Source organism: Aquimarina sp. ERC-38 (assembly GCF_026222555.1).
GTDB lineage: Bacteria > Bacteroidota > Bacteroidia > Flavobacteriales > Flavobacteriaceae > Aquimarina.
Map to the genome: position 1 here is coordinate 2774287 of NZ_CP098511.1, position 13588 is coordinate 2787874.

13 protein-coding genes are annotated in these 13588 nt (G+C 32.4%); 11 read left to right on the top strand and 2 right to left on the bottom strand.

The window, feature by feature from the left end; genetic code table 11:
• Position 1 precedes the first annotated feature (1 nt).
• The 7 genes from NBT05_RS11440 to NBT05_RS11470 all read left to right on the top strand — a co-directional run bounded on the left by NBT05_RS11440 (position 2) and on the right by NBT05_RS11470 (position 6432).
• The gene (locus tag NBT05_RS11440) at positions 2 to 700 is read left to right on the top strand and encodes a LytR/AlgR family response regulator transcription factor (protein WP_265769991.1); all 699 of its coding nucleotides are present in this window, start codon (positions 2 to 4) and stop codon (positions 698 to 700) included.
• Between the two features lie 119 nt (positions 701 to 819).
• Complete coding sequence (locus NBT05_RS11445; RefSeq protein ID WP_265769992.1) at positions 820 to 1314, top strand: hypothetical protein; 495 nt, start codon at positions 820 to 822, stop codon at positions 1312 to 1314.
• A gap of 9 nt (positions 1315 to 1323) precedes the next feature.
• Complete coding sequence (locus NBT05_RS11450; protein ID WP_265769993.1) at positions 1324 to 1692, top strand: hypothetical protein; 369 nt, start codon at positions 1324 to 1326, stop codon at positions 1690 to 1692.
• A gap of 276 nt (positions 1693 to 1968) precedes the next feature.
• Positions 1969 to 2388 carry a DUF3237 domain-containing protein gene (locus tag NBT05_RS11455; protein ID WP_265769994.1) on the top strand — a complete coding sequence of 140 codons (420 nt, stop codon included), beginning with the start codon at positions 1969 to 1971 and terminating at the stop codon, positions 2386 to 2388.
• A 613-nt stretch (positions 2389 to 3001) separates the two neighbouring features.
• Complete coding sequence (locus tag NBT05_RS11460; RefSeq protein WP_265769995.1) at positions 3002 to 3949, top strand: hypothetical protein; 948 nt, start codon at positions 3002 to 3004, stop codon at positions 3947 to 3949.
• Positions 3950 to 4228: 279 nt separating this feature from the next.
• Complete coding sequence (locus NBT05_RS11465) at positions 4229 to 5269, top strand: hypothetical protein (protein WP_265769996.1); 1041 nt, start codon at positions 4229 to 4231, stop codon at positions 5267 to 5269.
• Between the two features lie 65 nt (positions 5270 to 5334).
• Positions 5335 to 6432 carry a DUF2855 family protein gene (locus tag NBT05_RS11470; protein WP_265769997.1) on the top strand — a complete coding sequence of 366 codons (1098 nt, stop codon included), beginning with the start codon at positions 5335 to 5337 and terminating at the stop codon, positions 6430 to 6432.
• Positions 6433 to 7054: 622 nt separating this feature from the next.
• Here NBT05_RS11470 and NBT05_RS11475 read toward each other — a convergent pair.
• Positions 7055 to 9145 (bottom strand): T9SS type A sorting domain-containing protein, encoded by a 2091-nt coding sequence (locus NBT05_RS11475; RefSeq protein ID WP_265769998.1) that lies wholly within the window; start codon positions 9143 to 9145, stop codon positions 7055 to 7057.
• A gap of 571 nt (positions 9146 to 9716) precedes the next feature.
• Entirely contained in the window at positions 9717 to 10631 is a 915-nt protein-coding gene (locus tag NBT05_RS11480) for a LysR family transcriptional regulator (RefSeq protein ID WP_265769999.1), read from the bottom strand.
• 43 nt (positions 10632 to 10674) lie between these two features.
• On the opposite strand from NBT05_RS11480, the gene NBT05_RS11485 reads away from it, so the two are divergent.
• From NBT05_RS11485 to NBT05_RS11500, 4 genes are all read left to right on the top strand, one after another.
• Entirely contained in the window at positions 10675 to 10884 is a 210-nt protein-coding gene (locus NBT05_RS11485; protein ID WP_265770000.1) for a hypothetical protein, read from the top strand.
• A 16-nt stretch (positions 10885 to 10900) separates the two neighbouring features.
• Positions 10901 to 11866, top strand: a complete 966-nt coding sequence (locus tag NBT05_RS11490) for a sodium-dependent bicarbonate transport family permease (protein ID WP_265770001.1) — start codon at positions 10901 to 10903, stop codon at positions 11864 to 11866.
• 100 nt (positions 11867 to 11966) lie between these two features.
• Positions 11967 to 12278, top strand: coding sequence for a hypothetical protein (locus tag NBT05_RS11495; protein WP_265770002.1), 312 nt, complete (start codon positions 11967 to 11969; stop codon positions 12276 to 12278).
• A gap of 280 nt (positions 12279 to 12558) precedes the next feature.
• Positions 12559 to 13278 carry a pirin family protein gene (locus NBT05_RS11500; protein WP_265770003.1) on the top strand — a complete coding sequence of 240 codons (720 nt, stop codon included), beginning with the start codon at positions 12559 to 12561 and terminating at the stop codon, positions 13276 to 13278.
• The last annotated feature ends 310 nt before the right edge of the window (positions 13279 to 13588 follow it).

Genomic DNA, 13588 nt, shown 5'->3' on the forward strand with positions numbered 1-13588 from the left:
GATGGTACGATGTTTATTAGTAGACGATGAATCTCCGGCAATAGCACTATTGAATGATCATATTAAAAGTTTTAAGGATTTAGAAGTAATTGCTACTGCCTATAGTGCGGTGGAAGCTTTTGAAATACTTAAAAAAGAAGAAATTGACCTTATTTTTCTGGACATCGAAATGCCGGTTTTAAAAGGTATTGACTTTTTAAAAACATTAAAAAACCCTCCAAAAGTGATCATTACCACGGCCTACCGGGAGTATGCACTCGATGGGTACAATCTGGATATTATAGATTACTTGTTAAAACCGATTTCCCTAGATAGATTTATAAAGTCCATAGACCGCTATTATGAACGTGTACAACATCAACTTGATACCACTCCGGAATTGGTGCCTACGGAATCGTATTTCTTTGTAAACGTAAATAAAAAACAAATTAAAGTTGTTTTTGATGATATTTTATATGTAGAAAGCCTTAAAGATTATGTAAGGATTCATACTACAGATCAGAGAATTGTTGTTAAAAGTAATATTGGTAAGATGGCAACACGTCTTCCTTCCCACCTTTTTTTACGAACACATCGTTCCTTTATCGTTGCTATTCAAAAAATTACAGCCTACACACAACGGGATATTGAAATCGATACGATCGAAATACCAATTGGTTCTAGCTATGCTCTACAGGTATCGGCGACACTCACTGTATAATTCAACCTTATGTTCGCTTAAAGGCTATTCATAGTTGGTTATTTTAAAGTAATCTATTTTGGTGAAAACACATATTTATACAGGCTACATTTGGAATCTATCTATTAATTAAAACAGCTATGTTTCATATAAAGTACACCATTGTTTTAGCCATTTTTTTAACAACAGTTTCCTGTAAAACGCAAAAAACACAAAGAGAATTAGAATTTGAAGCAACAAAAAATTACCAACCTAAGTCTTTAAATAACTATGGGTTTGTTCTTCCGGTAGGTTCAAAGGTACCCGAGGTGCATCAACTTGCCAACGATCTTCAAGCTGATTTCTTTTTCTATAGAAATAAGGAAAAATATGAACAAACAGCAGATAAGATTATTCAATTGGATTCAACTTATGCCACCGCCTATTTGATGAAATCCTTTTACGAAACAGATACTTTAGCATATAAAAGGCTTATGACTAAAGCTTTTGAACTCTCAAAGAAAAATGACTTGATATCAGAACGATCTATGGTACAAGCCGATTACTATCTTCTTATCGAAAAAAATTATAAAAAAGCACAGGAATACTTTCAAAAGGTGGTGGATATCTATCCTGATAGTGCTATTGCCATCTAGTGTGTAGGTATGGCATATTATATGGATGATAAGTTTGAGGGTGCTTTAAGGTGTTTTACAAAAAGTACGGAGCTTATACCTAACTTACCCAAAGGCCTGGAAATGATTTCAGGCGTCTTTTATCACATGGGGAATTATAAAAAATCATTGAAATACCTTAAAAAGGCCATGCAGCATGGTGCAAATGCCAAAAACGACATCAACTTTTCTGAATTTGAAAGTTTTGTATACTACAGAAACGCTTTATACAAAGAAACGATAGCCTCTGTAGAAAAAGCTTTTACTTACGGCGAAAAATATAGAAACAGTGATAATTTGAATAAGGTATATAATTTGGCTAAGGGTAAGTTGGATTCTATTCAATCTTTGGGAAATTGATTTTATTTGTTGCAATATATTTTCTGTTATTTAGCTTTATCTTCTAAGTAAAAGGTTTGCAAAACTAAGTTTCTATCGATGTTAATAAAAGCCAGGGAAAATTGTAATTATTACTTGGGTTAATGGATTCGTAAATTTATATTTGATGAGTTTGAAGTACGATAATCACACGCAAATCAAAACATTACCAGATACACTATTGTGGATAAGATAAAAATAGTATCTTTTTTATAACTACTTTCAAATTTCCTTTATTAACATAAAACTATAGTTAAAATGTCCGATTTAAAATCCGAATTTTTATTTGAAATAACAGCTCTATTAGATAAACCCATAGAAATTGGTGAATCGCCGCTAGGCAAACGATTAATATATCCTGTGGTAGGGGGTACTTTTGATGGCCCTGACCTTAAAGGTAAAGTTTTACCAAATGGTGGGGATTGGCTTTTAATGCTAGATGCTACCACGACAAAATTAGATGTCAGAGCAATTTTAGAAACCGATGGAGGAGATAAAATATATATTCATTACGGTGGATTTATCCATTACAAAGCAGATGGAAGTTACTATTTCCGTACTAATCCGGTATTTGAAACCTCTTCTGAGAAGTATAACTGGTTAAATTATACCATTGGTGTTGGCGTTGGGGAGTTAATTGAAGGAGGTGTAAAATATAAAGTTTACGCAATAAAATAATTAGTATGAGATCCAGGGTAGCACGATATAATTTTCCTACTCACTAAAATTATTTCTTTTAATTATTAGTGTCCGGTTGAAATGAGTAAAAGTTGGTAAAGCATAGTAAAAAAGGTCATTCTAAACTTTAAAATATTTAGAGGTTGCTTTTCTACTTTTTAAATTAATTCAATTTTTTAGCGTAAATAATTTTATAATATTGATTTTCAATAGTGTAATTATTAGTCTTGATTCTTGAAGCGATAGCGATCTTGAATCTTTTCTAAGCATCAATTTTTTTTATTATAGCTTAGTAAAACATGTTATAACCTTACTTATTTTACTTGCAAATTAAATGAAACAATTAATCTACTCATAAACTTTTTATTGTTTTGGCCTCTTTCCATTAAAAAACTTTAGTTTACAATGTTGCAATGGATTTACCGGAGCATATCATAAAGACAATGAAAGATCGCATTTCCTTTAAAAAATGGAACTTAAAATAAACATTGCCAGTATTATAGGATTAGTTGTCAATGCTAGCCTATCTATAAAAATTTCACTTCTTCTTTATTTAAAACATATTTACTAAATTTGACGTCAAATCATCAATCAATATAAATCTTCAATCAATATGCTGTCATTTTACGGTAAACAATTAAAAATCTTAATAATCCTCCTTTTAAGTTCTATTTCTATTTTTTCTCAATCTGATATTGCAGAAAAGAATCTGGATGATAGGTTGAAAACATTAAAAGAAAAAGCGGTTTATAATGGAAAGCGTAATAATTATTACACTAAGGAAAGTTTCATATTAGTTGATGAGGCGGAAAAAAAATCTTTCGAAAGCTTAGCAAGACCATCAAAACAAAGTGAAATATCAAAATTTTTTAGGAGTAGATTAACTCGGGATGATTTGAAAAAAATTAATTATTCAAGAATTAGATCCGGTATGGATTTTAATAATAATCCCTTTAAGAAGAAGAATTATGATTATAAGATAAGATTAAATTTTGAAGTTAATAAATTTAATAAAATTAGCAATCCGATAATTATTACTGGTAATACTGAGTTTAATAGAAAAATTGGAAAGATTTTTAGAAGTATTCCTATTGAAAAATTAAATATATCAGATATAAATAAAGCTTGTAAATATCAAATTCAATTATTTACTAAAGAAAAGGATAAAAAAGTTATAAATGCTAGTACAAATGTGGTTTGTGATGAGTTACCATCGTTTAAAAAATGTGATGAATTGGAATTTTTTAGTGCTGAATCAACATGTTTTTATGAAGAATTATACAGTTATATATTAAATAACATATCTATAAATGCTATTTCCAAACAGAAGAAGAGAGGGAAGATTAAGATAGAACCACGATTTACTATTGATGCTAGTGGTGATATTGTAAATGCTAACTCGATAGCACCAAATCAAATCATTAAAGATGAGGTTGATAGGGTATTGAGAACATTAAATGGAAAAATCTCACCCGCCAAGAGAAATGGAAAACCTTTTAATCATTTTTACAAAACAACTTATATAATTGTCGTAGAAAAACAAAGGAAAAATAAGAATTAAGGTATTTATAATCAAGTTCTTATTTGAAATTTTAAGAATCAATTTAATTAATTTTTTTGGAGTTTTTAAGTTTGGAAAAGGTGCAAAATAAATCTAAACTATAAATTTTTTTAGTAAGGTTAAGGAAATAAATACTCATTATTGATCTTAAAATCAAGCTAAGTATAACTAGTAAAATTCAGCAACCATATTATAGCCTTGTTCCCATTAAAACAAAATAATTTATATATCACTCTACGTAAAAACACTACAACTTTACGTACTTTACCTACAAGTTAAATGAGACAATTTATTCTATTTGTACACTTCTTTACTGTATTTACTTCTTTTTGTCAGGAAACCTTAGTTTTTAATCCAATTAATCATCTTCATCGACCATTTTTGAGTAAGAACAATAATGATTGTTGTAAAATTGAAACTGATATTTTCTTATCACAACAAAGGCCGTTAATAAAAAAGAATAGAGTTAAACAAGTTTTGATTGAGCATTCACAGATAAGTAAAGAGTTTGAGCAAACATTTGAAATTAATTATGATAAAGAGGAAAAGCTCATTAAATATTGTGGTTGGGGTAAACAAAGTGAACACTTTTGCCATGAATTTACATATAATAATAAAAAACAATTAGTTAAAATTGCAACAAATAATGTAAAAGGTTTATACGTTAAGTCACCTTATGATTCCTGTTTTAACTATGCAGGACGTTATCTTAAAAATATTACTTTTGAGTACGATCATAAAGATCGATTAAAAAAACAAAGATACGAGTTCACTTCTGAAATAGAAGAATATAACTATACGCACAGTAAAGACGGTAATACCATAATTACGTATGACTCTGATGGATTAGAGGTAAAAAGAGAAGTAAAAGTAAGTGATAAAAAATTTATTTATTTTAATGGTAATAATAGGGAAGAAATAATATTTTATGATACTGAAGATAGAATTATAGGAATCAAAGTAATTAACGATCTTAAAACTAACGGTTCCAAACGAAAATATTACTATAATAAAAATAACACTTATAGGTATTCTACCTGGGAAGGTAAAAACTTTGGAGCATTTTTGTATTATGATTCAAATGGAAAACTTAAAGGGGGTCTTGTAGGTGACGAAGATAAAAGCATTACGGAATACTATTATAATCAAAAAAGTTTATTAAAAATTGTTAATGAAAATTTCTTAAGTTCAGAATATTCTTGTGAAAATTCCTATTCTTATTATAACAATGGTTTAATAAAAAAAATTATACGAAGAATAATGACTGTAAATGAAAAGTGGAAAAGAGAAATATACAAGTATACATATGATATGTGGTAAAATTTGAACTAAAAAATTAATGTCATAGTCCCTTTTCAAAAATTAAACCTAACATCGACACTACCATGAATGCCTTAGATTTTACTGTAAAAATAGATGACCTTCACCAGTACGAATTGATCACAAAAAATTATCCTGAAAAACTCTTACCTGATCAGGTAATGTTAGCAATTGAAAAATTTTCTTTTACTTCAAATAATATTACCTACGGCGTCGTGGGAGAACAGATGAACTATTGGAAATTTTTTCCAACACAACCCGGTTATGGGATCATTCCGGCCTGGGGTATCGCTCACGTAATTAATTCTAATCATCCGGAAGTAAAAGTAGGGCAACGGTTTTATGGGTACTATCCTATGAGTACCCATTTATTAGTTACCGCGGGCAAGGTTAGCAATAAAGGTTTTATGGATATTACCGAACATCGACAGGCGCTTCCACCCATTTATAATTTTTATGTAAATATAGAACAAGACCCTTTGTTTACACCAAGAACCGAAGGATTAATCTCTATATTTCGTCCGTTATTTGTCACTTCTTTTTTAATTAATGAGGCTTTGGCGGATCAAAATTTCTATGATGCCACGCAAATTATGGTAACCAGTGCTTCCAGTAAAACCGCTCAAGCTTTGGCCTTCTTATTAGCGCACCGAAAAAAAGAAATAGGACAAGAATTCAGTCTCGTAGCACTCACTTCTGATAGCAATGTAGCATTTGTCAAAAACCTAGGTTGGTACGATCAGACCATCAGCTATGAGCAAATTTCTCACTTAACAGCTGATAAAAAATCAATCATTGTAGATTTTGCCGGTAACCATAACCTACAATTTAAACTACAAACGATACTGAAAGAAGATTTAATATACAATTGTTTAGTAGGACTGGTGGATTGGCAAAATTTAGAAGGCGAGAACCCCTTGCCAAAAGAAGGAACTTTTTTCTTTGCTCCCAACCAGGTAGAAAAGCTACAAAAAGAATGGGGAGTAATCAAATTTCAACAAAAAGTCGGAGAAGCATTATTGCAATTTATAAGTCATGCACAATCAACCATTTCAATTAAAAAATATCAAGGGGTGGAGCAATTAAAACAATTGTATACAGATACCTTAAACGGAAAAGTGGATCCTAAATACGGGAATATAGTAAGCCTAAATGAAAGTTGATTATTATAACGATTGAACAATCATAACCCTACGCTAGCACAGAAATATAGCTTAACAAATATAAAATGGCATAGAGGTTTTATAAAGAAAAAAATGGAAGATTTAGGTAAAAAACGCAAGCATAGTCTTAGCTAAGACGAGGTTTTTAACGCAGGGATTCAAATTTTCTCTATGAAGATTTATGCTATTTTAATATTAGCGTCCGGTTAAAATATATAATAGCTTATGAAGCATGATAAAATATGGAAATTCTAAACTTTAAGGTAGTTAGAGGTAGCTTTTTTGCTTTTTAAAAGTAATTTATTTTTTTGGACATGGATAATTTTATAATATTGATTTTCAAAATTATAATAATTAGTCTTGATTCTTGATTCTAGAAGCGATAGCGACCTGCCCGTCTGCAGGCGGGTCTTGAATCTTTACCGGACACTAATGCTATTTTATGTTGATGTAGCAATACATTCAATCTTTAGCATTCAGTTCGAAATAATTTACAGGGCACCTCTATCTACAAAAGGTAAAAAAACGTGGTATTTTTTAAAAGAAAAAACGCGTTACAAAAATAAAGTAGTAACGCGTTTTAACCATACTAAGAATAAGTAGTTAAGGGGTAGTAAATACTTTAATTCTTAACAAATTTTACTGTATTCACGGTATTTAGTCTGGTATTCCGGATAGAGGCAAAATACATTCCTGTCGAAAGGCCATTAACATCAATATGTTCCTCTGAAAGATCGGATATTTCGATCACCTTTTTACCCAAACTTGAAAAAATAGTAATATTCAATGGTTCGGATTGCGGATTAGTGATGAATAAATCTTTATTTGCAGGACTTGGATAGACTGTGATACGATTCTCGTTTTCTAAATCAATATCATTAGAAAGTGTGGTGCTATTAAAAATAGCACCATAGTTCTCAGTAATTGCTATTCTATCCAGATTATAATTACCTGAGCTTCCTACTTCTACACCTAAGGTACTGATTTCATTAATACTAATTCCTGTACTTTTGGCAATAGCGTTGGATTGATCAGGTTCTCCGTTTAATTTTGGTTTAGGATTAGCCCATAAATAGATATTGCTATTTCCGTTACCATTAATTTCGTATTTAGCAACAATAAGAACAGTTTCCCCTTCTGATAAACTTCTTTGTTTATCAAAATCCTCATTAATACCAAGGGTATTACTTAACATTTTACCAACTCCAAGAGTAGTATTACTATTAGGAGCTACCCGGAAGTGACCTTCCCTCAGTTCGTTTGCTTTGATAAGGTAACTCAGCCACATGGTTTCTCCGGTCGAAAAAGTTCTATAAAGTGGTCTTTCCATAGAAAATAACGGGTTACGCGGTGCTGTTCCGTTTGCTGAAAGAATTCTAAAACTATTTCCTTCTGCTTCAATCCCTTCGGATTTAAGGTTAAGCCTATCGATACGGACCATCTGTCGAGAAGCATCATTTAAGTTCCATATAGTACTAAAGCTACTTGAACAAGGGTCGTTGTTACCAACCTTATCATAAACAAAATCTTCTGTTTCCAATTTATTATCTACACTATTACAACCTACAGGAGATATTCTAAACTCAACCGAGTAATTATTTTCACCCGGTTCTTTGGTTTCTTTTAGTACTTCAACTTTATAAAGATCAGAAATATCTACGCTTTGACCCTCAGCAATAGTACCATCTCCAGCATCATGCATATCCGTATAGGTTTCGTCATCCGGGCGTTCGTCATTACTGGTAATAGAATTAGGGGTAAGATCTAATAGTACAGAGATAGCCGGACTTCTGTAAGGTACATGATGTATCATAAGTCCATCTGATCCCAGTCTTTCTCGTTCCGATAAATTTTTTACTTTCAGGTAGCTTAAAACAAATACCCCTTCATTATCATAATCGGTTAAATACACCCCAAGACGTTCTTTTGTATTCCTTGTGTGGTTATCGTGATTATAAATTTTAAAAGTTTTACTACCATTGTCATTTTTATGAATGATGTATTCATCTTTGTCAATCCAGCCAAACCTGCCTTTATGTGGTAAAGAAAGGTTAGCATCAATCTCGCAAATGTTTGTATTAAAAGGACAGTTTTTCTGATCCCCTTCACTTCCCATAAAATGATACGGATCTCTACCGCCTCGGATTTCACCGGGAAATATATTAGTACCTGCATCTAATGTATGAGCGTGACCTACAGAAAACATATGCATCATTTCATGTACAATTCCGGGGATCCAAATATTGTTTCCTCCCATTGTTATTTCACCGGTAATACCATTACCGGATCCCAAACCACCAAATTTATCCATATCTTCAGAGATGATAACATACCCCAGATAGGTTACATCTACATCAATACCGCTACGTTCAGCATATTGCCTCATAATTCGCTTCTTAGTCTGTAGCTCATCGGCACCTTGGCTATCAGCATCGCTAATATTAAGTATAGGGCTAATTAAAGAAGTTACTACAATTTTACCACCTGACATCCGGCTTGCATACTCGTTAAAAACATCTACGGCTGCACTAACTCTTTCTACAGTTGTTTCCGGAACCGGAAAATTTCCAAAAGTTGCAATAAGCACGGTAAAATTCTTGTTACCAATGGCGGGGGTCTGATCTAAGGGATAGTCACTCCGCTGGGCATTACTCACCTGGAAGCATAAGACTAATAAAAAGATTTTAATTAATAATTTGTTTAAAATAGTCATGATTGTGTGTTTAAGTAGTTAATTAAAATGTTGAATAATTCATGTGATAAGCAGAGATGATCTGCCTGTAACTTAAATATAAGCTTGCAAAAAAAAGAATAGAAGCGTAGGGAGGGAATTAGGCTATTATTCGTAGTAAAGATTAATTCGCAACGTGTTGTTTAAGAATTATCAGATGTTTTAGTTATTGGTTGTGTTAAAGTATTTTAGGTTCAAACGTATTTTTTTTATTCTTATTGTATTAACGTAATTATTGTGATTTTTTTAGTATAAATATCAATTATTTAGGTTTTTAATAACATATTTAGGTCACTTTATATTGATTTAGCAAATGGTGCGGTTAAAATGACTAAGAGCTTATAAAGTATAGTATAATAAGGTGATTCCAAACTTTAAAGTATTCGGAGGCTGCTTTCTTACCTTTTTGAAAAGGAATTTGTTTTCTTAACATGAATAATATTATAATTATTAGTTTTAATTCCTGATTATAAAAGCGATAGCAACCTGCCCGTCCGCAGGCGGGTCTTGAAACTTTACCGAATACTAATGTTAGATAATGATTAAATTACCGTTACAAACCTTCAAATTTATTATGGATAATGGTGCTTTTTTCCTGTTCCAGGTAATTAAGAAAAGCTTTGGCAACCAAAGAGAACTTTTTATTTTTAAGCCAAATCATATGCCATTTCGATTTAATAGGAAACCCTTTGATAAGAATAATCTGTAAAAGTCCGGTTTCCAGTTCGTTCCTGATACCGATCAGAGGCATAATAGAATAGCCCAATCCGGCAATAACCGCTTGTTTAACCGCCTCGTTAGAAGTTAATTCCATCTTTTTACTTACCGGTATATTGTTCTCTTCAATATAGCTTTCCATGGTATAGCGGGTTCCCGATCCGTTTTCGCGATAAATCAGGGGTAATTTTGATAAAATGGATTTATCATAATTTTTTTTATCAAATCTCTTATCCCTGTTTCCTACCAGATATAATTGATTTTCCATCAATTCGGTTTTTTCAATTTTTAGTTTGTCCGGAAGTACGGAAACTAATGAAAAATCCACTTTATTTTTCTCTAAACTACGGATAACCTGCGCTTTGTTAGTAACATCCAGTACCAGTTCTACCCCTTTATGCTGCCTGATAAAATCAGATAAAAAGTAAGGCATAATATATTTTCCGGTAGATACCACAGATATGGTCAATACGCCCGATAACTGTCCCTGATACGCCAGGGTTTTATAATTGATTTCCTTAACCTCTTCCAGGATTTTTTCCGCAGCACTAGCAATTTCTTTTCCGAAATCCGTGATGTATAACTTCCTTCCTATAACTTCTGTCAGCGGAATCGGAAATTGCTGTTGAAAATTTCTAAGTTGTATGGAAACAGCAGGTTGGGTTAAATGCAAATCCTCAGAAGCTTTTGTAATACTTTGCATCTCCACTATTTTAGAAAATATCTGTAGTTGATGAAGCGTGTAATGCATAAAATTTTATTATAAAAACGATTATAAATATAAATGAAAATATATGAAATACTACTTACATCTTTGTATAAAAAACAAAATGGAAAGCTTCGGATTTAAAGATAAAGAAGTTGTTGTAGTAAGTATGGTACATCTAATCTGCAACCCAAAAAGAAAGATTTCAGAAGTATGTAAGATGACCTTACTATTACTTCTTTTAACGCCATTTGGTTTTTCTTATTATCATCACCCTTTTTCAATTAAAATTTTATAACAAAGAAGACGTATTTATGGACTTACATTTACTTATTGATAATCTGACCAATCCAGCCTTACTTTTTTTCTTTTTAGGGGTTATCGCGGTTCAGGTAAAAAGTGATCTTAGCATACCACCTAATTCTTCAAAATTTATTTCATTATATCTTTTGCTTTCCATAGGCTTTAAAGGAGGGCAGGAGTTGTCGCACAGTGAATTTAATACCGAAATTTTATGGTCATTACTCTTTGGGATTTTTCTGGCAGTAGTGATACCGGTATACGCTTATTTTATTCTAAGAAGGAAGTTTAGTGTCGATAACGCTGGAGCTATAGCCGCAGCTTATGGTTCGGTAAGCGCAGTGACTTTTGTGACTACCATCTCCTTTTTAGAATTAGAACAAATTGCATTTAACGGTCATATGGTAGCCGTGATGGCACTGATGGAAGCACCTTCCATTATGGTAGGCCTGCTTTTGATTACTATTTTTAAGAAAAATAAAACCGAAGAAAAAATTCCTATGAAAAAAGTAGTACACCATGCCCTTACTAATGGAAGTGTGTTGTTAATTATAGGTAGTTTACTAGTAGGTTTACTAGCAAGTGAAGCACAAGCCGAAGGAATCAAACCCTTTACTACGGATATTTTTAAAGGGTTTTTAGCAGTCTTTCTCCTTGATATGGGAATCACCAGTGGGCGAAAACTTTCTGATTTTATCAGTAAAGGGTGGTTTGCCTTGCTCTTTGCGATCATCATACCCGTAATTAATGGGTGTATAGTAGCTGTAGTCAGTGGATTTTTTAGTGCCATAGAAGGAAACCGGTTGTTATTTGCCATATTAGCGGCAAGTGCGTCATATATTGCGGTACCTGCCGCCATGAAATTTGCAGTTCCTAAAGCCAATCCTAGCCTTTATATACCTATGGCACTTGTCATTACCTTTCCTTTTAATATCACGTTAGGCATGCCACTATATTTGTATATCATACAGCTATCATAAAATTAATTTATGATTATGATTAAATATATAAATAAAAATAGATAAAATATTATTTCGACTTTTACACCAATTAAAAAAACAAATCTCAACACCATAAAATATGGAAGCTACTCTGGATATGCCAAACGAAACAAGTACCGATCAAAAGATAAACCTGATTGAAGGTGGTTTTACCGCTCAGGAAGCAGCCTATATTGTGAATTCGGTTTTAAATGTAAAAATTAATTTTCATAAGTTAAACCGTCTTTCTATAACAGAAGGGAATAGTGCGGATAAATGTGAAGAGGATAACGGTAGAATAGAGGAATTATTAGAAGCGCAGGCCAAAGCAAGAGAGTTTTTTACACAGGCCAGGGTAAACGATAAAAAAGTAAAAGTAAATGCGACTATTCATATTTCAATAGAAGACTAAAGTACCTTGCATTGTTCAGAACAAGGTCTCACTACCAATAACGATAATACTTTTTCAATAATTATTAACTTTAGTGAAAAAAACGGCTCTTTATTTAAGAGTCGTTTTTATTTGTTAAACAACTAATCATATATCTATTAAAAGGCTTTTAAAAACATTAAAATATTAACGAAGCCTTTGCAATGGCTAAATCAACACTAAAAGTTTTGTTATAAATTAAAAGGTCTTTTTTCTTCTATTAGAATAAATGATATGTTTGATAACGAATAAAATACATACTATGAAAACCGTATTACACAAAGCAGATACCAGGGGAGATGCCAATCATGGATGGTTGCATTCCAAACATACGTTTAGTTTTGCCAACTATCATGACCCGCAACGAATGAATTTTGGGGTACTTCGAGTACTTAATGATGATACCGTAGCCGAAAAAAGAGGATTTGGTACACATCCGCATCAGGATATGGAAATCATATCCATTCCCTTAGAAGGAGACTTAAGGCATGAAGACAATATGGGAAACCAAACCATAATTAGGTCCGGAGATGTACAGGTGATGAGCGCAGGTACCGGGGTCATGCATTCAGAATACAACGCAAAAGAAGATGCTCCGGTTAAATTCCTTCAAATCTGGGTGTTTCCTAATACCAAAGGTGTGGAACCCAGGTATGATCAAATTACGCTAAATAAAGAAGATCGAAAAAATAAATTACAACAGATTTTATCTCCTGACCCGGAGGATGATGGCGTTTGGATTTATCAGAATGCGTGGTTTTATATGACAGACCTGAATAAAGATTCATCCGTAACCTATACCTTACAAAAACCGGAAGAAAACGGGGTTTACGTTTTTGTATTAAAAGGAAATGCTACTGTTAATGAACAACCTCTGGCTACCCGGGATGGCTTTGGTATTTATGATGTAAGCACTCTAAGCATAAAAGCCGATACGGAGGCGGAACTTCTTTTAATGGAAGTCCCAATGAGCTTAAGTTAATAAAAGCCGGAATTTTTTTAACAAACAGTAAGTTTAAACCCATGGTACATTTAAGTAATAATATTATAAAATCCGTCAGTTCGAGTGCTTCGACCAGAGGAAGAAGTGTATCGAGAACAAGGATTTTAATGAAAAAAGCTATGTAATCCTGAGTTAAACCGAAGGACTCGATATCCTCGATCAAGTCAAGGACAGGCTATTTTTTCTTCATTTTATTACGAAAAAACACTTGAATTGACGCTTTTTTCCCTGAATGCTTCGGGGGTAAGACTAAATTCATCAATTAGTAATATCTATAGCTTTAGGCGGT

Bases quoted from the DNA above. Each gene is read 5' to 3' on its own strand.
- NBT05_RS11480 (WP_265769999.1), bottom strand. From the start codon at position 10,631: ATGCATTACACGCTTCATCAACTACAGATATTTTCTAAAATAGTGGAG.
- NBT05_RS11485 (WP_265770000.1), top strand. From the start codon at position 10,675: ATGAAATACTACTTACATCTTTGTATAAAAAACAAAATGGAAAGCTTC.
- NBT05_RS11455 (WP_265769994.1), top strand. From the start codon at position 1,969: ATGTCCGATTTAAAATCCGAATTTTTATTTGAAATAACAGCTCTATTA.
- NBT05_RS11460 (WP_265769995.1), top strand. From the start codon at position 3,002: ATGCTGTCATTTTACGGTAAACAATTAAAAATCTTAATAATCCTCCTT.
- NBT05_RS11470 (WP_265769997.1), top strand. From the start codon at position 5,335: ATGAATGCCTTAGATTTTACTGTAAAAATAGATGACCTTCACCAGTAC.
- NBT05_RS11475 (WP_265769998.1), bottom strand. From the start codon at position 9,145: ATGACTATTTTAAACAAATTATTAATTAAAATCTTTTTATTAGTCTTA.
- NBT05_RS11500 (WP_265770003.1), top strand. From the start codon at position 12,559: ATGAAAACCGTATTACACAAAGCAGATACCAGGGGAGATGCCAATCAT.
- NBT05_RS11495 (WP_265770002.1), top strand. From the start codon at position 11,967: ATGGAAGCTACTCTGGATATGCCAAACGAAACAAGTACCGATCAAAAG.
- NBT05_RS11490 (WP_265770001.1), top strand. From the start codon at position 10,901: ATGGACTTACATTTACTTATTGATAATCTGACCAATCCAGCCTTACTT.
- NBT05_RS11445 (WP_265769992.1), top strand. From the start codon at position 820: ATGTTTCATATAAAGTACACCATTGTTTTAGCCATTTTTTTAACAACA.
- NBT05_RS11465 (WP_265769996.1), top strand. From the start codon at position 4,229: ATGAGACAATTTATTCTATTTGTACACTTCTTTACTGTATTTACTTCT.
- NBT05_RS11440 (WP_265769991.1), top strand. From the start codon at position 2: ATGGTACGATGTTTATTAGTAGACGATGAATCTCCGGCAATAGCACTA.
- NBT05_RS11450 (WP_265769993.1), top strand. From the start codon at position 1,324: ATGGCATATTATATGGATGATAAGTTTGAGGGTGCTTTAAGGTGTTTT.